This window comes from Sphingomonas sp. ATCC 31555, assembly GCF_000282895.1.
GTDB lineage: Bacteria > Pseudomonadota > Alphaproteobacteria > Sphingomonadales > Sphingomonadaceae > Sphingomonas.
Window position 1 is genome coordinate 81,498 of the sequence record NZ_ALBQ01000003.1, and the last position, 19,237, is coordinate 100,734.

The 19,237-nt window shown below is 65.7% G+C and carries 17 protein-coding genes; 5 read left to right on the top strand and 12 right to left on the bottom strand.

Going from position 1 to position 19,237, the window contains the following annotated elements; translation table 11 throughout:
* The first annotated feature begins 23 nt into the window (after nucleotides 1-23).
* Nucleotides 24-623, top strand: a complete 600-nt coding sequence (locus B215_RS19390; protein WP_269083845.1) for a substrate binding domain-containing protein — start codon at nucleotides 24-26, stop codon at nucleotides 621-623.
* A gap of 19 nt (nucleotides 624-642) precedes the next feature.
* Here the strand turns inward: B215_RS19390 and B215_RS0101130 are convergent, their stop codons facing one another.
* On the bottom strand, nucleotides 643-1,377 hold the full coding sequence (locus tag B215_RS0101130) for an SDR family oxidoreductase (RefSeq protein ID WP_019367781.1): 735 nt from the start codon (nucleotides 1,375-1,377) through the stop codon (nucleotides 643-645).
* A 131-nt stretch (nucleotides 1,378-1,508) separates the two neighbouring features.
* Between B215_RS0101130 and B215_RS0101135 the strand changes: the two genes are divergently transcribed.
* Nucleotides 1,509-1,820: an ArsR/SmtB family transcription factor gene (locus tag B215_RS0101135; RefSeq protein ID WP_019367782.1), complete on the top strand. Its 312-nt coding sequence runs from the start codon at nucleotides 1,509-1,511 to the stop codon at nucleotides 1,818-1,820.
* On the opposite strand, the gene B215_RS21950 is transcribed toward B215_RS0101135, so the two are convergent.
* The 3 genes from B215_RS21950 to B215_RS0101150 form a co-directional block, all read right to left on the bottom strand.
* Entirely contained in the window at nucleotides 1,821-2,018 is a 198-nt protein-coding gene (locus B215_RS21950) for an aldo/keto reductase (protein ID WP_272942586.1), read from the bottom strand. It abuts the gene before it with no gap.
* Between the two features lie 5 nt (nucleotides 2,019-2,023).
* A complete protein-coding gene (locus tag B215_RS19395; protein ID WP_272942587.1) occupies nucleotides 2,024-2,362 on the bottom strand; it encodes an aldo/keto reductase in 339 nt (112 codons plus the stop codon).
* A 393-nt stretch (nucleotides 2,363-2,755) separates the two neighbouring features.
* The gene (locus B215_RS0101150) at nucleotides 2,756-3,472 is read right to left on the bottom strand and encodes a TetR/AcrR family transcriptional regulator (protein WP_019367785.1); all 717 of its coding nucleotides are present in this window, start codon (nucleotides 3,470-3,472) and stop codon (nucleotides 2,756-2,758) included.
* Nucleotides 3,473-3,576: 104 nt separating this feature from the next.
* Here B215_RS0101150 and B215_RS19400 point away from each other — a divergent pair, with 104 nt between their 5' ends.
* A complete protein-coding gene (locus B215_RS19400; protein ID WP_019367786.1) occupies nucleotides 3,577-4,482 on the top strand; it encodes an SDR family oxidoreductase in 906 nt (301 codons plus the stop codon).
* Nucleotides 4,483-4,770: 288 nt separating this feature from the next.
* Nucleotides 4,771-5,700 (top strand): aspartyl protease family protein, encoded by a 930-nt coding sequence (locus B215_RS0101160; RefSeq protein ID WP_019367787.1) that lies wholly within the window; start codon nucleotides 4,771-4,773, stop codon nucleotides 5,698-5,700.
* A gap of 148 nt (nucleotides 5,701-5,848) precedes the next feature.
* On the opposite strand, the gene B215_RS0101165 is transcribed toward B215_RS0101160, so the two are convergent.
* The 3 genes from B215_RS0101165 to B215_RS0101175 all read right to left on the bottom strand — a co-directional run bounded on the left by B215_RS0101165 (nucleotide 5,849) and on the right by B215_RS0101175 (nucleotide 11,393).
* Nucleotides 5,849-7,480, bottom strand: coding sequence for an amidohydrolase (locus B215_RS0101165; RefSeq protein ID WP_019367788.1), 1,632 nt, complete (start codon nucleotides 7,478-7,480; stop codon nucleotides 5,849-5,851).
* Nucleotides 7,481-7,545: 65 nt separating this feature from the next.
* Nucleotides 7,546-10,593, bottom strand: a complete 3,048-nt coding sequence (locus B215_RS0101170; RefSeq protein WP_019367789.1) for a TonB-dependent receptor plug domain-containing protein — start codon at nucleotides 10,591-10,593, stop codon at nucleotides 7,546-7,548.
* Between the two features lie 299 nt (nucleotides 10,594-10,892).
* Nucleotides 10,893-11,393 carry an Lrp/AsnC family transcriptional regulator gene (locus tag B215_RS0101175; RefSeq protein WP_019367790.1) on the bottom strand — a complete coding sequence of 167 codons (501 nt, stop codon included), beginning with the start codon at nucleotides 11,391-11,393 and terminating at the stop codon, nucleotides 10,893-10,895.
* Between the two features lie 125 nt (nucleotides 11,394-11,518).
* On the opposite strand from B215_RS0101175, the gene B215_RS0101180 reads away from it, so the two are divergent.
* Complete coding sequence (locus tag B215_RS0101180) at nucleotides 11,519-13,921, top strand: zinc-dependent metalloprotease (protein WP_019367791.1); 2,403 nt, start codon at nucleotides 11,519-11,521, stop codon at nucleotides 13,919-13,921.
* A gap of 22 nt (nucleotides 13,922-13,943) precedes the next feature.
* On the opposite strand, the gene B215_RS19405 is transcribed toward B215_RS0101180, so the two are convergent.
* The 5 genes from B215_RS19405 to B215_RS0101210 all read right to left on the bottom strand — a co-directional run bounded on the left by B215_RS19405 (nucleotide 13,944) and on the right by B215_RS0101210 (nucleotide 19,141).
* Nucleotides 13,944-14,519, bottom strand: coding sequence for a DUF6683 family protein (locus tag B215_RS19405; RefSeq protein WP_019367792.1), 576 nt, complete (start codon nucleotides 14,517-14,519; stop codon nucleotides 13,944-13,946).
* Nucleotides 14,520-14,905: 386 nt separating this feature from the next.
* Nucleotides 14,906-15,223 carry a DUF3325 family protein gene (locus B215_RS0101195; protein ID WP_019367794.1) on the bottom strand — a complete coding sequence of 106 codons (318 nt, stop codon included), beginning with the start codon at nucleotides 15,221-15,223 and terminating at the stop codon, nucleotides 14,906-14,908.
* Nucleotides 15,220-16,710, bottom strand: a complete 1,491-nt coding sequence (locus tag B215_RS0101200) for a PepSY-associated TM helix domain-containing protein (RefSeq protein ID WP_019367795.1) — start codon at nucleotides 16,708-16,710, stop codon at nucleotides 15,220-15,222. The genes B215_RS0101195 and B215_RS0101200 overlap by 4 nt, the downstream gene beginning before the upstream one ends.
* Nucleotides 16,707-17,006 (bottom strand): hypothetical protein, encoded by a 300-nt coding sequence (locus B215_RS0101205; protein WP_019367796.1) that lies wholly within the window; start codon nucleotides 17,004-17,006, stop codon nucleotides 16,707-16,709. The genes B215_RS0101200 and B215_RS0101205 overlap by 4 nt, the downstream gene beginning before the upstream one ends.
* Before the next feature lie 8 nt (nucleotides 17,007-17,014).
* Nucleotides 17,015-19,141 carry a TonB-dependent siderophore receptor gene (locus tag B215_RS0101210; RefSeq protein ID WP_019367797.1) on the bottom strand — a complete coding sequence of 709 codons (2,127 nt, stop codon included), beginning with the start codon at nucleotides 19,139-19,141 and terminating at the stop codon, nucleotides 17,015-17,017.
* Between the last annotated feature and the right edge of the window lie 96 nt (nucleotides 19,142-19,237).

Here is a 19,237-nt window from a genome sequence, read left to right on the forward strand (position 1 = left end):
CAGGATCGTCGCGCCGAAATCCGCTGCTCTTCTCGCAGACCGCGATGGGGCGGCTGGCAGCCGACTTCGCGCGGCGATACCCCGAGGTCCGGCTGGAGGTCACCGCTGACGATCGCGCGGTGGAGATGATCGAGGAGGGCTATGATCTGGTGATCCGCGTCGATCCGGCTGCCGACGATGCGCTGGTCGGTCGGCCGTTCCTGCACGATCGGCTGGTGGTGGTGACGAGCGCGCAATTGGTGCTGCCGGAAAGTGGCGCGGTTCCTGCCGTGGTCCGCGGCGGCGATCCGGCGCGGAACTGGACGGTCACGGGCATAGACGGCACAAACGAAATCGCGATAGATCCGGTGCTGCGGCTGTCGTCGCTTGTGATGATCCGGGATGCGGTCCGCGCCGGGGGCGGGGCGGCGCGGCTGCCGCTATCGCTGGTCAGCCGCGATATTGCCGCGAAGCGGCTGACATGGAGGGGCGATGTGGCAGGTTCGGATATCGCCTTGTGGGCGCTCTACCCGTCGCGACGCCTGCTGAGCGCCAGAGTGTCAGCGTTTCTCGACTTTTTGCGCGAGGCTTTCCCCAACGGAACGCCGGAAGAACTGGCCGCCTATCTTGACGACCAGCCCTGACCTGTGCGGAGGCTTCGTCTTACGCCGTCGCGCCGCCATCGATGTTGAGCGTCGTGCCCGTGATGTAGCTGGCATCTGGTCCGGCGAGGAACGCGACCGCACCCGCGATCTCCTCGACCTTGCCATAGCGCCCGAGCGGGATGGCGCTGAGGATCTGCCCGGCAAAGTCGCTGTCGGCCGGGTTCATGTCGGTATCGATCGGCCCCGGCTGAACGGTGTTGACCAGGATGTTGCGGGCCGCGAGGTCCTTCGCCCAGCCGCGAGCCAGTGCCGCAACCGCCGCCTTGGTCGCGCTGTAGACCGTCGTCGCGGGGAAGGCCATCTCGCCCGAGATGCTGCCGATCAGGATGATGCGCCCGCCTTCGCGAAGGTGCGGCAGCGCCGCGCGCGTGCCGATATGCAGGCCCTTTACGTTGACGGCAAACTGGCGATCATAGGTTTCGTCGGTGTCGTCGGTGACGGTCGAGAACTCCGCCACACCCGCATTATGGACGAGGATGTCGATCCCACCCAGGGCGGCGGCGGCCTGTTCGACGCCTGCGCGCTGCGAGGCCGGCTCGGCCGCATTGGCCTGGAAGGCGAAGGCGGTACCGCCGGCGGCTTCGATCGCCGCCACGGTGGCGTCCGCTGCCGCCTTGTTGCCGGCATAGGTGATCGCAACCGCCGCGCCGTCGGCTGCCAGTCGCTTGGCGATCGCGGCGCCGATCCCGCGCGATCCGCCGGAGACGAGCGCCTTTTTGCCCTGAAGTGACATGTAGATCCTCCGAAAATGTGGCCCGCGATCACGGCGTCGTGCGCTGTCGGCAGGCAAGGATATGGCGCGTCAGTTCAACAGTTCAACATTCCCGAACTATTAAATTTATCACAGCGCCCTATATCAATCGCATGGCCCGCTTCACCCATCCAAGGCTGGAAGACGTCCCGCTTGACCTGGCGCTGCATGCGCTGGCCGATCCCAATCGGCTGGAGATGGTCGCGCGGCTGGCGGCGGCCGAGCGGTTGCGCTGCACGGATGCCGCGCCCTGCGAAGCCATCCCCAAGAGCACGCTGTCCAATCACCTTAAGCTGCTCCGCGCGGCAGGGCTGATCAAGACGACGCAGGTGGGGCGCGAGATGATCAATAGCTTGCGGCGATCCGAGTTCGATCGCCGCTTTCCGGGGTTGCTCGACGCGGTGCTCGCCAATCGGCCTGGCTGATCACCTGCCGATTCCGTCGAGCTTGGTGACTGCGTCCTGCGGCAGCGTCAGCGATGCCTCGTCGCCGCGGTGGCCGAGGTTGTACTGGTTCTGGACGCAGACGATCTCGGCGATCGCCCGTGCTTCCTTGAACTGCGTGCGTGTCACGTTGCTGAGCCCGATATGGCGCACCAGCCCTTGCCGTTGCAGGTCCGCCACCACCTTCAGCGGTGCGGCGAGCGATCCTTCGCCGGGCAATGAACGTCGAACATCAGGCGGAGATTGACGACGTCCAGTGCCTCCAGCCCGAGGTCTTCGAGATTATCGGCGACGGCGCGTGCCAGTTCGTCCGGCGCGAACGCCGGCAGCCAAGAGGCATTTTCACCCCGTCGTGCGCCGATCTTGGTGCCGATCTGCAGGTCCTGCGGATATGGGAACAGCGCCTCGCGGATCAGCCGGTTGGTGACGTGCGGGCCGGAAAAGTCGCTGGTGTCGAGGTGGTTCACCCCCGCGTCGATGGCAGCGCGCAGCACGGCCCGCGCCTGATCGGGGTCGCGCGGCAAGGCCTGCTGGTGCCATCGGCATCGAAAACGAAGCTGGATTTCCGCAATGAGTCCCTATCCATGATCATCGCAGGAAACTGAGAAAAAACGGGCCTAACCGGTCCGATATCTCTCATAATGTTCCGCTGTGGCCCACGCAAAGGGGACCACGAACGCTTCAGGAGTCGTGGCCCCATGCTTACCGTGGTCCAGCTCTGAGCGCTTCAGCCTGCACCCTGGCGCTTCAAGGTTTTCAACTCGGGCGGGTCCATCTGCTCGTCCAGCCTGATGGCGCCTTGCTGTGGCGATTCCGCTATCGATGCTCTGGCGAGCGGAAGCTGTCGCTCGGCAACTTCCCCCTCTACGCCCGCCGGCACACGGGATTCCTGACACTGCCATCGAAAGCTGCCGCGTCTAGCCCGGTTCTCCGGCATCAGTCGACAGGCGGTCCAGCAGCTCGCCCAGTAGCAGGCGCTCGCCCGGAGAAAGATGCGCCACAGCGTTCAGATGGGCCCGCAATCCAATTGCCAGCCCCCTAGGTTCTGCGGCAGAGCGCGTAGGCTCTTCGACAAGCACTGCTAGGCACGCTTCCAGCGCCAATGGAGCAAGGAACGGATCGCGATCCGCTGCCGGACTGGCGAGCAGGGTAGCAATGATTCCGGTGCCGGCGGCGTGGATCAGCGCGACGGCCCGCTCCACGGGCACGCGGAGCCGACCGGCACGCGCGATCCGTTCGACCCGCGCGCGCAGAATATCCATGCCGGCCAGCATCGCGGGAGACGGAGGGCCGGCGCGGCCGACCTCGCTCATAATCGCGAACACAGCCGGGTTGGCCACGCCGAACTTCACATAGGCGCCCCAAGCTTCACGCAAATTCTCCACCGGATCAGGATGCGGCGCGACCTGACGCTTGCTCGCCACGAATGCGGCGAGGCCATGCTCGGCCACTGCGTCGAGCAATCCGCGCTTGTCGCCGAACAGCCGATAGATGGTCGGAGCCTGCACAGAGGCGGCGGCAGCTACCGCGCGCGTCGTCAGGGCTGGGACGCCGCCCGCAAGGACCAGCTGCGCGGCCGCTGCCAGGATGCGCGCTCGCGTATCGGGAATGTCGTCGTCGTTGCCAAGCTTCATATCGGTACGCTTAGCATCGCTACATACTTGCTGATAGCGCTGCTTGCATGCGCCTGTTATCAATGATAGCAATATTTCGTTTCCGATGAAAACAGGAGTTCCGCATGATCCTCGTCACCGGTGCCACCGGCAAGCTCGGGCGCCAGATCTTGGCTGAACTCCGTAGTCGGATGGATCCCACTAAACTGGCGATCAGCGTGCGTGATCCTGGCAGGGCGGCCGACCTCGAAGCCAGCGGCATTCTGGTCAGGCGCGGCGACTATGCCGATCCCGTCAGCCTGACTGATGCGTTCGAAGGGGCGCATCAGATTCTCCTGCTATCGTCGAATGCGCGCGCATCAGGCGGCGACGCGGTAGCCCAGCACCGCAACGCAATCGAAGCCGCGCGGGCGGTGGGTGTTCGGCGGATTGTCTACACGAGTCACATGGGGGCATGCGAGACGTCTGCCTTTTCGCCGATGCACGACCATGCTGCGACCGAGGCATTGCTTGTGGAGTCCGGAATCGCCTGGACTGCGCTGCGCAACGGCTTCTACGCCGCGACAGTAACGATGCTGATGGGTGGCGCGGCGGACAGCGGCGTGCTGGAAGCGCCCGAAGATGGCCCCGTCGCGTGGACAGACCATGCCGATCTCGCAGCGGCGGCTGCTGCCGTCCTTTGCAACGAGGGCAGCTTCGACGGACCGACCCCACCGCTCACGGGTGAGCAGGCGCTCGATCTGGCGGGCATAGCGACGCTGCTTTCAGGCCAAGCGGGGCGGACGATCGAACGCCGTATGGTGTCTGACGAGGAACAGGAGGCATGGCTGTGCGCGCGGGGAGTGCCGGCAGGCGCCGTTGCTATGATGCTCGGCCTGTATCACGCAGCGCGAAACGGCGAGTTCTCTCGCACTGACCCCCTGCTCAGCCAACTGATCGGCCGGAGGCCGATCCCGCTGGCCGAGGTGCTTGCCCGCAACGGCGCTGACAACGCGATCGTCACATCGCCCTCTTCCTCCACGCCCCGATAATGCACACACGCGGCACGCATCTGGATCAACACGATGGCCGAAGTGTCGATGCCGTGGAGGAACCGGCGCTTGAAAGTTGCTGCTCTGCTTTCTGTTAAAAGGTGGAATGCGCCCAAACGGGCGTCACTCTAACAACGTCACTTCAGAGAAGTTGGGCGGTCGCTTCTCAGCTAATCCAAGTGCCCGTCTTCGGCCTCTGTGGGGCGCCACCGCAAAGGGAGTACATCTCTACGACACCAACCAAGCTATTCGTTTGCTGGCCGATCGTAGCTCGGCTAGGCGGGCGCTATGCGACTGCTTATCCTATGCCTGGCCGCGATGCAGCCGAACGGCGCGCAGGAAAGCGTTTCGGCCAGTCGGCCGGGTCGCGCTGCTGCTGCTCTCCGACTGCGACTGGCCGACCCGGCGGATCGGGCTCCGATGGCGTATGACACCGCGAGGAACAACATTCTGTTCCAGGCGACGATCAACGGCCGACCGGCTACAGTGCTGCTGGACAATGGCGCCGACCAAACGCTGGTCGACCGGGGTTTTGCAGAGCGGGCGGGGATCGGGTTACGCGCTTCGGCTCGGCGCGTCGTGACCAGCGCGATGACGCAAGTCGCTACCGCGACGACCGACCCGGTGACACTAGAAGCGACACGGAGTTTCCGAGTCCACGGAGCAATGGTGGCGCTGGACCTTCGTCCGGTCGAGAAGGCGCTGGGCAGGCAGGTGGACGCGGTGCTTGGCAGTGACGTACTGGATCATTTCGCCGTTCTGATCGATCCCCGCAGCAGGCGGTTGTCGTTCCATCAAGGCGGTAGTGCCAAGCCGATGCCGGGCACTACCGTACTGCCGATCGCGGCTGGCTCCATCGTCGCGGCCGAGCTCAACGAGCAGAAGGTCGGCCTGAGGATCGATCTCGGCTATAGTGGCGTCATCCGTCTGTCCGACGCAGCGTGGCGGCGCGTGGTTCCTGCCGGTTCTCCGACGCGTGACGGATCCCAGACCTCCGCAGATGGAACCACGCGCGCCACCCGCGTTGGTCAGGCGGCGCTGCGGATGGGCACAGTTCGGATCGAGCGTGTTCCCGTCGATAGCGGCTATGTTCCGGAAGGTAAGGCGAGCGGTCTGCTGGGCAATGGGTTTCTATCGCGCGGGCCATTCATCCTAGATCTGAAGGGGCGCCAACTGCTGCTTCTCCCACAGCAGGCGAAGGAACCACGCACACCCTGATTTACCGCCCGGCATGCGCAGAACAACGCTCGATATAAGCTATTGCAAATCATTAGCAAACGAGGCAGCCTTGTTATCGATGCGGCAGCTCGGCGCCGCCAACAAAGGAGAGCCGGTACGCCTGGGGACGCACCGGCTGCAGTCATTCCTACTTTGCGCCGAGATTGGGGTATTTGATGCCGAGCTGATCCAGATAGCTGGGGTATTTTTTCGGATCGTAGTAGAACGGCTTCATCTTCGGGCGCAGCCGGTCCATCAGCTCCTGGTTGAGGTGGATGGCCGGTTGGTCCGTAGGGGCGAGCACCGGATCATATTTCTGGTCCTTCAGTTGCACGTCGCGGAAATAGGCCTTGGCGTCGTCCAGCAGCTTGGGATCGGTCATCAGGTCTAGCACCGTCATCGAAACCGCCTTGGCGCCGGCGACCGCGCCCTTGTGTGCGATCGGCGTGGCCATCGCGATCGCGGAAAGCACGTTGTGGCCGATCATACTGGGGATGTTGGAGGGGAAGCGGATGGTGATCGTCGGCACCGTCCACATGATGTCGCCAATGTCGTCCGATCCGCCGCCGAGCGAGCGTTCCCGCGTCTCTGGGGTCGACAGGGGACCGATCTCGGTCGGTAGCGGCTTTACCGTGCGGCTGTTCGCTTCCTGTACGGCGCGGGCGAAGGCCTGGTCATCCGCAGTCCATTTCGGCATGCCCACCGCCTTGATGTTCGCATAGGCCGCCTCGGCCATCGGCTTGTTTGCGAAATTGGGCGCGGCATAGCCGAGCAGGCGGCGATCGACTGTGGTTCCGGTCGCCTTAGCGGCCGCTTCCGAAATCTCGTTGCCGATGTTGAACAGGTTGCGGACGCTGTCGAAATTCTGTTCGCGGAAATAATACCAGACCGATGCGACGTCGGGCACGATGTTCGGCTGGCCGCCGCCATTGGTGATCACATAATGCGAGCGCTGCGTGACCGGCAGATGTTCGCGGCGGAAGTTCCACGCTGTGTCCATCACCTCGACGCCGTCGAGCGCGCTACGGCCTTCCCAAGGCATGCCGGCGGCATGGGCGGTCTTGCCGTGGAAGGTATATTCCACGGACACCAGCGCGTTGTTGCCGAGATTGCCATAGGCCGTCCCGAAATCGCTGCTGACATGGGTGAAGATCGTCGCGTCGACATCCTTGAACAGCCCGGCCTTGACGTAGAAGGCCTTGGCGCCGAGCAGCTCCTCCGCCACGCCGGGCCACAGCATCAGCCGGCCCGGGATCTTGTTCTTTTCCATCACCGTCTTGGCGGCGATCGCGGCGGCAATGATCAGCGGCATGCCGGCGTTATGGCCCTCGCCGTGCCCCGGCGCGCCGGGCACCAGCGGCTTCAGCGTGGGCGAGCCCGGCACCTGCGAAAGCCCGAGCAGGCAGTCGACGTCGCTGCCCAGCGCGATCAGCGGGCCGCCGCTGCCCCAGGTCGCAGTCCAGGCGGTCGGCATGCCTGCGACGCCCTTGGTGATCTTGAACCCGTGCTTCGCGAGGATCCCGGTCAGATACTCCATCGTCTGATATTCCTGGAACCCGGGTTCGGCAAAGCTGAAGACGGAGTCCACCATCTCCTGCACCAGCTTGGCCTGGCCATCGACATGGGCAACGGCATCGGACTTCATCTGGGCGACCTTGGGATCGACAGCGGCCGCCTGCGGCGCGGGCCGATCGGCGGGCGGCGGCACCGCAAGGGCGACCTGGGTAAGCGTGGTGCTCGCGATCAGCGTGGCAGCGAGCGTGCGGGACAGGATGGTCATGGCCGGTCTCTCCTAGAGGCAGCGGGAAGGACAGCCGGGGGCGCGACACCGCGCCCCCGGCGGGATCAGAAGTGGAAGCGCACCCCCAGCCGGTAGACTCGGCCGAGCACATCGTAGAGGTTGCGGTTGGTCTGCGGATAGGCGGGCGTGTTGTTGCCGGTCGGACCGTTGGCGACGAGCACCGGATCGGCATCAAAGAGGTTGCGGATCGACAGGAAGCCCTGGAACTTCACGCGACCCACCGCGAATTCGCGATTGGCTTGGAGATCGAAATAGATCGCGCCCGGGATGTGGTTGGTGTTCACCGTGCGATTGGCGACGGTGGAGACCGGGCAATCGGTGGAACAGACGATGTAGCTGTTGTCGTACACGCCGCTGCTCACGCCGCGGCCGACGAGCTGGAAGGTCCAACTGTCAATGTCGTAACCGGCTGAGAAGCGATAGCTCCAGCTGGGCAGGCTGCCCGAATTCTGGCCGGCGGCCTCGGTTGGCACGTCAATGCCGTTGTTAGTGTAGAGGCTGAGGTTGCGGGTGACCAGGGCGCGCAGGTTGAGCCTGCCTGCGCCCAGGTTGCGGCGATAGCTGAGTTCGAAATCGATGCCTTTGGACTCGATCGAGACGAAGTTGGTCGGCTTGAGCTCGATGTTGGTGATGAGCAGCCCCGCAGAGGTGACGCCGCGCCCGCCGGTGGTAGTGATCGCCGAGCAGGCGTCGGCATTGGCCTGTTCATAGCATTGCGACACGAGGGTCTGCGCAGTGATCGTGTTGATGGCGCCGTCCAGCTTGATCCGATAGAAATCGACCGAGGCTGCGAGGCCAGGCACGAAGCTGGGCGTGAACACCGCACCGACACCCAGCGTCTTGGCGATTTCGGGGTTCAGATCCGCGTTGCCGATCGTCGCTTCGAGGAACTGGTCCGCGCGCTGGGTGCCGTTGGCCAACGGCACGTTGACGGTGTTGGTGCGCCCGGTAGCGGCGGCGAACAGCTCGCCCAGATTGGGCGCGCGAATGTCCCGACTATAGGTAGCGCGCAGCTTCACGTCCGGAACGGCCTGCCAGGTGACGCCTGCCTTCCACGTTGACACGCTGCCTGAGGTGGAGTAATCGGTCAGCCGAACCGCGCCGTTAAAATCCGCGCCTTTAAAGAGCGGAACCAGCGTTTCGACATAGCCTTCCTTGACGTTGTACTTGCCGAAGCTGGGCACATAGTTGCCGTAGATCCAGGTCGGCGTGGACACCCCGTTGGTGACGCTGGGCTGGAAAAGCGGATCCACGAAGCCCGATACGGATTCTCGCCGCCATTCGCCGCCGAACGCAAGCGAGATGGGACCGGCCCAGAGATCGACCAGATTGTTGGTGGAGAAGTTGAACGCCGCAACGTCCTGCTTCAGCGTTTGATACCGCAGCGGCTGCTGACCGTTGTAGAAGATATAGTCGAGCGCCGCCTGCGAGACGCCGCCCACCCCGATGCGGTTGATCGGCACGCAGCCATTGCTGGGACTGGTCAGCGTCGATCGGCAGACGACCGTGCCGGCAGCGATGCCCGCGCTGTTTCCGGCAGGCGCGACCACCGCATCGGTGGCGAGCGCCATACGAGACGTGTTCCAGGCATTGGTCAGCAGTTCCTGCGTCTTGGTAACACCTTTTTGGTAGTAGGCGCTCCAGGACCAGTTGATTGCTCCGATGATGAACTTTCCGTTGCCCCCTACGACGTAGCGATAGACCTCGCGCGTGTTGTCGCTGCCCTGGGGCGGGATGCCGGCGTTGCTGGTGCCGATCGACACGGTGCTGATGCGGCTGGATGCCGCAACCGAGGCGTTATAGGCGGCCACCTGGTTGAGGAAGGATTGCGGCAGATAGGCGTTCACCAACCCGCCATTGGCGGCGCTGGGCGCGACCTGAATCGTCACGCCGGTGGACGGCGTTTGCTGATAATAGCTCTGCCCTTCATAGCGGCTGTAGGCCGCCTGCCCATAAAGCTCGATCGCGTCGGAGAATTCGTAGCTCACGCGGCCGAAGCCGCTGCCACGGGTTTCGGACGGAAGCAGGGTGGCGCTGCCGAGATGGCCTTCGCGCGTCAGCTTATAGTCGCCGCCGACCATCCACTGGCCGTTGACCTGGCCAAAAGCCAGCGTGCCGGTCGTCGCCTTGCCGGTCGCCGGATCGATCGTGCCGAAATAGGTGCCGCGGAACGGACCCGTGCTGATCAGGCCGCCGGGCGTGAACTGGCTGGTGCCGATGCCCGACTGGATCAGCCGCGCCGGATAGCAGATCGTCGCGGCGCTCGTGTCGCTGCACGCCGCCGCCGAATAAGCGGGATTGTCGATCTGAAAGAAGCCGGTGCTGTTCCAGTCGCGGTCGATCGTCTGAATGCCGGTCTGATTGAAATATTCGCCGCTGACGAGAACATGGCCGCGGCCGCCGGCAAAGGGTGTGCCCGCGGTGAGCGACGCCTTGTGGTTCGGCCCGTCGCCATACGTGGTGACGCCAAATTCATAGTCACCGGAGACGCCGGTGAATTCCTTGTCGAGAATGAAGTTGATCACCCCCGACACCGCGTCCGACCCATAGGCGGAGGAGGCGCCGCCGGTGACGACCTCGACGCGCTTGATCAGCGCCTGCGGGAAGGTGTTGACGTCGACCACGCCACTGGTCGCGGAGGCGACCGAACGCTGGCCGTCGAACAGCACCAGCGTACGACTGGCACCCAGGGCGCGGAGATTGACGCTGGCAATGCCGGCAAGGCCGTTGCTGAGCGAGCCGTTCGAATTGGCGGCGGTGGAACTGCCGCGCACCGCCGGCAGGGTGTTGACCAGATCGGCGATATTGGCCGGCGCCTCGGTCTGGATTTCCTTGCTGCTGATCACGCTGACCGGCGTCGGCGCGCTATAGCCATCACGCTCGATGCGCGATCCGGTGACGACGATGTCGCCGGCCTCGCTCGCGATCGGTTCGCCGGTGAGCGGATCGACGGGAACCTCGGGCTTGCCGCCGGGCGTGTTGGTGGTCTGCCCTTCGGCAGGCGCGGACTTCTCCGGCCCGCGCGCCTCTGTTTGGGCAGCGGCCGATCCGGCCCAGGCGAGGCATAGGATCAGCGCGCCGGGCGCGACCATCCCGTTCCGGGCGAGGCGCTGAAGTCTGGATGGACGCGAGGACGTGCGACCGATGCGACTGTTTTGCATGTTTGGAACCCCCGTGGTGACGTGCCATCTCTCCTGATCGTTGGTTCGTCCTGCGTCGGGTACGTTCCGTCGTTGCGCCGCCCCTGTTGTGCGTTGCAGTGTAATCGAGACGCGCCGCGGCTTCTCGGCAAATTGGCGCCGGGATGGTCGCGGCAATGATGGAATCTTTTGGAAAAGTCCGCTTCTGCGCCGGATTCGTGCGCCGTAATACTTTTCCTTGAAGTTTAGTATCAGCGGCGACGATTGGATTCGAGCGCAACCGGCGCGACGATCCGCTTCTCCACCGAACGCATCAGGAAGCTGCTGCGGATGCGAGCGACATGCGGCAGGGTCGAGAGTTCGCGGCGATAGACGCGGTCGTAATCCTCGAACGAGCGGACATGGATCATCATGATGAAATCGGTCTCGCCCGAGACGAAGCTGCAGAACGACATGGACGGGCACCGCACCACCGCCGACTCGAATTCGTTAAGTGCTTGTTCTGCCTGAGAACTCAATTCGATGGAGACGAGCACGTCGATGCCGTAGCCCAGTGCCGCCATATTGAGTTCGGCTGTGTAGCCGCGGATCACGCCGCGCTCTTCCAAGATCTTGCGGCGCCGCGCCGTTGCCGTGCTGGAAAGATGCACGCGCTCGCCCAAGGCAACGTCCGAACTGCGGCCGTCTGCGACGAGATGGTTCAGGATACGAAGATCCGTCGCATCCAGCTCATCCGTGGTGGATTCGTGCACGTCGCGCCCCTTTCGTCGAACAAATCGATCGTTTTGGCATCATAAATTGTCCATTATTGACGGGATGCACAATGGCTTTGCCGATAGAATGCGGCGACGCAGCACCAAAATGGGGAGATCGACGTATGTGGCATGGCGGCGGAGTAGCGTTGGCGCTGGTGCTGACGGCCATGGCGGGCCTGCCTGCGCGCGCACAGGACGCGCCGCTGCTGCCGGTGAAGGCCATGCCGGCCGATGGCCGCATCCTGTTCACCTTGCCCGCGCCCGATGCGCAGGGCGTCGCCGGCCGATTTCTTTATGCGACGACGATGCGCACCGGACTCGGCTCGGCCAATCTGCGGATCGACCGCGGCATGGTTGGCGGCGAACAGATCCTGGCGTTTCGCCGCATCGGCAAGAAGGTGGCGGTGACGTTCGAGAACTGGCGCTTCCGCGCCACTGGCGACGCGGCGGTGGCGGAAGGCGGGCGCACCAGCTTTCCGTTCAGCGTGATGGCGATGCTCGACGTGGTCACCACCGGCCCGGACGGATCGCTGACGGTCGACATCGCGCCGTTCCTGACGCGCGACACGGTGGGGCTGGCCGATGCGCTCAATGAAGGCGGCAAGGGCTATCGGCTGGCTGAGGCGCTGAGCGCCGCCGACCCGAGTTCGGTGAAGGCGTTTCCCGACAATATCGAAATCGATGCGCTGCAGACCTATCAGAGCGGTACGCCGGGGCGGGAAATCTCGACCATCGCCAGCGAGCCGCGGCAGATCGGCTTCATCGTCCATCACAGTTTCGTGCGGTTGCCGGGGCCGGGCTTTCAGGTCCGCCGGTTCGACACGCGATCGGCGGCGGGCGGCGAGCGCTTCTACGATTACGGCAGCCCGCTTGGCGAAGATGTGGTCCAGCAATTCGCCAACCATTTCCGCCTAGAGAAGACCGATCCCGCCGCGCCGCGCTCGCGGGTGAAGAAGCCGATCGTCTTCTATGTCGATCGCGCCGCGCCGGAGCCGATCCGCACCGCGCTGGTGGAAGGCGTCAATTATTGGCGCGCGGCGTTCGACAAGGCCGGGCTGATCGATGCGTTCCGTGCCGAAGTGCTGCCGGAAGGCGCCGATCCGATGGACGTGCGCTACAACATGGTGAACTGGAGCAACCGGCTGACGCGCGGCTGGTCCTATGGCGGCGGCATCGTCGATCCGCGTACCGGCGAGATCGTGAAGGGCAATGTCGTGATCGGCGCGCTGCGCGTGCGGCAGGACATGGTGATCTTCGAGGGGCTGGTCGGCACCGCGCAGAACAACAGCGGCGGCCCCAACGATCCGGTCCGCGTCTCGCTGGATCGTATCCGGCAGCTCGGCGCGCACGAGGTGGGCCACGCAATCGGCTTCATGCACAATTTTGCGGCCAGTACGCAGGAACGCGGTTCGGTGATGGATTACCCCGGCCCGCGCATCAAGCTGACGGGCGGCAGAATCGACCTGTCCGATGCCTATGCCAAGGCGGGAGGCGCCTGGGATGATTTCACCGTCGACTGGCTCTATGGCCAGCCCGCGCCCGGCGTCGACCCCGATGCGGCGGCGCGCGACAAGGCGTTGGCGGCACAGGCGCGGGGGCTGCGCTTCGTCACCGATGTCGACGGACGATCGCCGGATATGCCGAGCCCCTGGGGAAGCATGTGGGACGACGGCCCCGATCCGGTCGCGTCGCTGCGCCACATGCTGGCCGTACGGCAGGTGGCGATCGCCAATTTCGGGCCCGACGTGCTGCGCAAGGACGAAGCGCTAGCCGACCTGCGCCGCAAGTTCGTGCCGGTGTGGCTGCTGCATCGCTATGACGTGGACGCGGCGGGCAAGCTCGTCGGCGGGATCGATTCCGATTATGCGGTCGCCGGAGACAATCATCCGCCGGCCAAGCCCGTGCCTGCCGCCACCCAGCTGGCGGCGATCGATGCGCTGATGGAGACGCTCGCCGCGCCGAGGCTGACCGTGCCCGATCGGCTGGTGATGCCGCTTTCCGCCGCGATCAATGGGCGCAGCGACCCGCAATTCGACCAGGAAGTGTTCCGTAACGCCGGTTCGTTCGCGTTCGACCCCCTGGTGGCGGCCGACATCGCGGCGCAAGTGCCGCTGGACAGTTTGCTTGCACCTGCGCGATTGGCCCGGCTGTTCGAACAGCATCGACGCGATCCGGCGATGCCCGGCGTGGAACTGCTGCTCGACCGGCTGCAGGCGGCGACCGTAACCGCGCGCCGCGATGCGGTGGGTCGGCGGATCGCCTATCGCGCGGTGCTGACGATCGCCCGTGCGGCGCGCGATCCCGCAATCAGCCCGGACGTTGCGGCGCTGCTGGAAGATCGGCTCCGCACGATCGCCGCCGTCCTGCCCGCCACGGGCGACGGGCAGGACGGCGCCTGGGCGCGGCATCTGGCAGGGCTGCTGCGTGACAAGGAAGCGCTGCAACGCGAACTGGACAAGCGCCAGGCGGTGCCTGCCGTTCCGCCGGGCATGCCGATCGGCGACACCGGCTGGTTCGACGATTGAGATCGCAGCCGGGGGCGAACGCTCAGCGCAGCATGAGGCCCGTGGTGCCGATCCGCACCCGGGAAGCGTCCACGCCGAGCAGTTCGCCCAGATAACGCTTTCCGGCCTGGCGCAGTTCGGCGGATCGGGCGGGATCCGGCTGCGCCTTGAGCGCCTCTCGGGTGGCGGCCAGATAGGTCGCCAGGATCGCCATGGTCACCCGCGGTTCGGCCGCGTGCGCTTCGGCACCCGCCGCGGCGACCGGGCCGCGTAGCTGGGCATGGAGCCGGCGGAACGCGGCGTCGTCCAGATCGGTATCGGCATAGGCCATGTAGCTGGCGGCGATCAGCGCTGCGGTGGCGCCGTCCGGATCGCCGGCAGGGATGCCCAGCTGGCGTTCGAGCCGGCCATAACTGCCGTACAGCTCGACAAAAATCCGTCGAGCCTTGTCGCGTTCGCCGGCAGCGAAGCCGCTGGCGAGGCGATCGGCCACGCGCTGGACCTGTTCCTGCCGGATGGCGGGCGCCGGCGAGCGCGGCGTCGCAACCGGAGGGCGGGGGCTTCGCAGCGTATCGGCTGCGTCGTCGTGGAACAGCTGCTTCTGCGATCGCCGCAGCATTTCCGCCGCCTGGTTGTTGAAGACTCAGTTATCGAACGTGCCCGGCGCGAACCATTCCTGTGCCGTCGCGGGGACGCTAGCGACGAACAATGCGGCGATCGCCAGGCCTGGATGTTTCATGCGCACGCTCCCGATGCAGTTCCGCCATCGACCGGCGCAGCTGTGCCGATCTGTTTGTGACAAGGCACGCCGGAACCGGTGAACCGTTGCGCCCTGCGCCGTACCGGAGCGGACATGTCGCGCGTGGCGGGTTCCGGCACTCACGTCGATCGGAGGGCCGGGCCGCATGATCGGCCAGGACGTTTTCACCATGAGCGACAACGCTCCACCTAGTGGTTGCCGCATCTTTCGACTCGTCGACCGTAAGGGGTCAACTTGAAAGCACTTTAGCCGACCAGCCCGGCCACCACGGCGAGCACGCCCAATGCCGCCGCGCCGCGGGCCAGCCGCGCGTCGTACGTCAGGCCCAGCAGGATCAATGCGGCGGCGAGCGGCAGCAAGCCGACCCATGTAACCAGCGCGAGCGGCCAGGACGGCGCGCACAAGCACGCGGCGAGCGCGGCCAGCAGCGCGGCCCAGCCCGCGAAGCGCAGCCGATGGGAGGGGAGGCGGAGACCGGCCGGGCCCAGCAGCGCGGGCGCATGGCGCGGCATGGCGGCCGCGAGGGCGAAGAAGCCGAGCACGGTGAGACCCGCTGCGATCATGCGAGTTGCGCCCGGGCACGGCGGCGGGGAGCCGGGGCGGGGCGGCGCCATTGCCGCCACGCGAGCCATGCGGTGGCGGCAGCGGTTGCCAGCAGGGTGAGGCTCATGCCCGTCTGCACGCTATCGGCAAAGGCGCCGCCGGGAAGTGCGGCGGCGGCACAGCCGAGCGCCAGCAGCGAGAGCAGCAGCGGCCAGCTCCGCTTCGGCGCGAGCATCGCGCCGAGCAGCACCGCCGCCCCTGCGCTCCACAGGGCAGCCGAGCCTTCCGCCTCGGCGCGGCCCGCCATCCCGAGCGGCAGCAAGCGGTTGGCCAGCAGGAAGGCGACGCAACCGATCGGGACGCCGGCCAGCACGCCGGCATTGAGCCGTTCGATGATGCGGTTGCCGCGGCTCAATGGAGCGCGTTCGCGGCGCTTGACCACCCACAGCACCATGCCGCTCGCCACCGCCAGCGTCAGCATCGCGCCGCACAGAAAGTAAAGCCAGCGCGTCGCGAGCGGGGCAAAGCGGGCGAGGTGGAGGCCATAAGCCACGCCATAGGTTTGCAGCGCCGGGCGATTCTCGGTGAAGTCGGCGAGGACGCGACCGGTAACGCCGTCGAAGCTGATCGCGCCGGCGGCATAGGCGATCTGCCGGGCGTCGTCGCGGAACATCGTTACCGTCGCGGCGGCGTCTCCGGGATGCGCGACCGTCACGCGGCCGACCGGATGGCCCAGCCGGCGCTCGGCTTCGCGCAGCATGGGGGCAAGCGGCGCCAGCTGCGCGGGCTTGCCGGCAGCGGGGCGATCAACCTGGCCGGGCTGAAAGGCCTGGAACATGGCGGCCATGTCCTGCCCGTAGTTGGCGCTGAGCGCCCACGGCATGTTGAGCGTCGCCAGCGCGAGCAGGCCGGTGAAGCTGATCATCACGTGAAAGGGCAGGGCCAGCACGCCGAGCGCATTGTGCCCGTCGAGCCAGGAACGCTGGCCCTTGGCCGGGCGGAAGGTGAAAAAGTCCTTGAAGATGCGCCGGTGCGCGATGATGCCGGTGATCAGCCCGAGCAGCAGCACCATTGCCGCCAGCGACGCGAGCAGCCGGCCCCAGGGATAGGGCAGTTCGAGTTCGAAATGCAGGCGGTAGAAGAACTCGCCGCCCAGCGTCTCGCGCGGTGCGGGCGCGCCGGTGACCGGATCGAGCGCGCGGTAGACGAAGCCCGTACCGGGATCGTAGGTGGCCTCGACCGTGTTCATGCGGTCGCCCGGCAAGGTGAGATACCAGCCGAACGACTTGGGTGCGGCCTTGGAAAGCCAGCCGGTGGCGGCGGCGAGCGCGGCGGCGCGATCGGCCACCGCCGTCGTCTCGGGGCGCATCCAGCGGCCGATTTCCGGCTTGAAGACGCTGAGCGTGCCGGCGAGGCACATCACGAACAGCACCCAGCCGAGCAAGAGCCCGGTCCAGCCGTGCAGCCAGGCCATGGCCTGGCGGGCGCCTTCGCGCACCACGCTCATGCCGACGGCACGCCCGCGGCCCAGGCGATGCCCGCCAGCAGCGCCGCGGCGGCGAGCGTGCCGCCCAGCGCACGCAGCGGCCCGGGCGCCAGAAAGGCCCAGAGGGTCGCCACCGGCGCGACGAAGAAGGCCAGCATCGTCGCGGAGACGGCGGCGTCCAGCCGATCCATCGGCAGGGTGCGCGCCGCCGCCGCCGCGAAGCAGGCCGCGATCAGATAGGCGCCGAGGCTGCCGGCGAGGGCGCGCGTCGCGATATTTGCTCGGTACCCCCAGCCACGACGGAGATGCGCGCCCATGCCGATCCTCAATAGCTGAAGGTGATGCTGCCCAGCACGCTGCGCGGCGCTGCGTAGAAGGCCTGGCCCCACATGATGCTGCCCAGATATTTGCTGTCGGTGACGTTGCGGACGTTGATCGCGGCGCGGACATGGTCGACCACGCGGATGCTGCTCATCAGATCGAGCACGGCATAGTCTCCCTGCCGGACCAGGAGATCCGGGCTGCGGATCGCATTCTGCCAGCGGAGCTGCGCGCCGACCTTCAGGTCGCGCAGGTCGGGCACCGCATAGGTGGTGGCCAGCTTCAGGCTCTTGGTGGGAAGGAACACACGCGCGGGCGCCCCGGCTTCGTCCTCGATGTCGAGGCCGGTATAGCCGCCGCTGACCGTCCAGTTGTCCGTCACCTTGCCGGCGAGTTCGAGTTCGAAGCCGCGCGCGGTGGTGTCCACGCCGGTGTAGTAGCTGCCGCCGGGCTGGCCGGGACCGTCGGGGCCGAACTGCCCCGCGAAGGTCGCCAAGCCCTTTTGCTTGGCGCGGAACAGCGAGGCGGTGGCGTAGAGCCGGCCGCCAAACCATTCGCTCTTCACGCCGCCTTCGATGCTGGTGCCGGTGACCGGCGCCAGGCGCCGGGCGTTCGCATCGACTTCGATCTGCGGATTGAAGATGTTGGTGTAGCTTGCGTAGAGCGAGACGTTGCGCGTCAGATCATAGGTAAGGCCAGCATAGGGGCTGAAATCGCTGTTCTTGCGATACTGATCAGCGCCGTAGGAATCGCCCTCCGACTTCAGCCAGGTGGCGCTGCCGCCGATCACGGCCTTCAGCCGATCCGTGAGGTTCAGATGCGCGGCGCCATAGGCGCGGGTGACTTCGGTGCTGGTATCGGCGCCCAGCGTGATCGGCAGGGTGCCCGGATCGGCAATCTGCACGCTGCTGAGGTTCGGCACGGCAGGATAGGTGACCGAGCTCGTGCCCGGCCCCTGCAACTGGAGATCATCGATGCGGCCGGTCGAGACGCCGAAGGTCAGCTGATGCTCGCGGCCGAACAGGTGGACGGGGCCCGACGCGGTCGCGTCGCCGAAATACTGGTCGTTCTCGGAAGGGTAGAGGCCGACCTGGCCAGTCAAGCCGAGCCCCGTCGCCTTGTTCGGCGCCCCGAAGGCGTAGAGCAGCTTGGCTTTCTGCTTGTTGTTGACATAGGTGAACACGCCCTTGGCCTGCCACCCGTTGCCCAGATCATAGGCGAGTTCGCCAAAGGCGCGCTGATCGGTGTTGTCCCAATAGGTCCAAGGCGCCGACGTCGTGGCCGAGCGCGCATAGGGAATGCGGCTGCCATCCGAATAGGTGAGGGGAAGCGCACCCCACAGCACGCCGTCCGAATTGTTTTCCTGGCGGCTGTAGCCGATCGTGGCAGTGAGCTGCGGCGTCACCTTCCAGGTGGTGACCAGGCCGTAGACGTCGCGATTGTTGCTGTTGTAATCGAGATAGCTGTTCCGTTCCTCATGCGCATAGACGGCGCGGACGGCCAGCGTGTCGGTGAGGGGCACGGACACATCCGCTTCCCCGCGCCAGCGGCTCCAGGAGCCGACTTGGGCGGTCGCTCGCACCTGTAGCGATTCCGTCGGCCGCTTGCGCACATAGTTGATCGTGGCGGACGGATTGCCGACGCCGGTCATCAGCGCGTTGGAACCCCTGATCACCTCCACCCGATCGAACAGCACGGTGTCGAGATCGCCATATTGAATGCCGTAAGGCACCGGCAGGCCGACCCCGTCGATCTGGAAGACGGTAATGTCGAAGCCGCGCGAGTTGTAATAGGTACGATCCGTCTCGGCACGCTCGACATTGATGCCGACAGTCTGATCGAGCACATCGTTGATGTTGGTAAGCTGAAAATCCTGGATGCGCGCCTGATCGATGATCGTGATCGACTGCGGCGTCTCCCGCGGAGTTAGGGCCAGGCCGGTGGCGCTGCGCGAGGGCTGGTTGGCTGCGCCGGTGACGACGATCTGGTCTTGCTGGTCGGCCGCTTTGTCACTCTCGCCCTCAGGGCCGGCGAACGCTGTGCCGGGCAGCGCGAACAGCGCGGAGGTGAGGAGGGCGGTACGCAGTGTCGACGGCATGATCCAGCTTTTCCCTTTGGGCTTTCGTTCCATGGGCGGCCCAATAAAGAGACTGGGTGTTGCGAGTCAAACGCATTATCATTCTCAACCTGTGCAAAATCTGCGTTTCGATTGCCCAGGCTGCTTGGG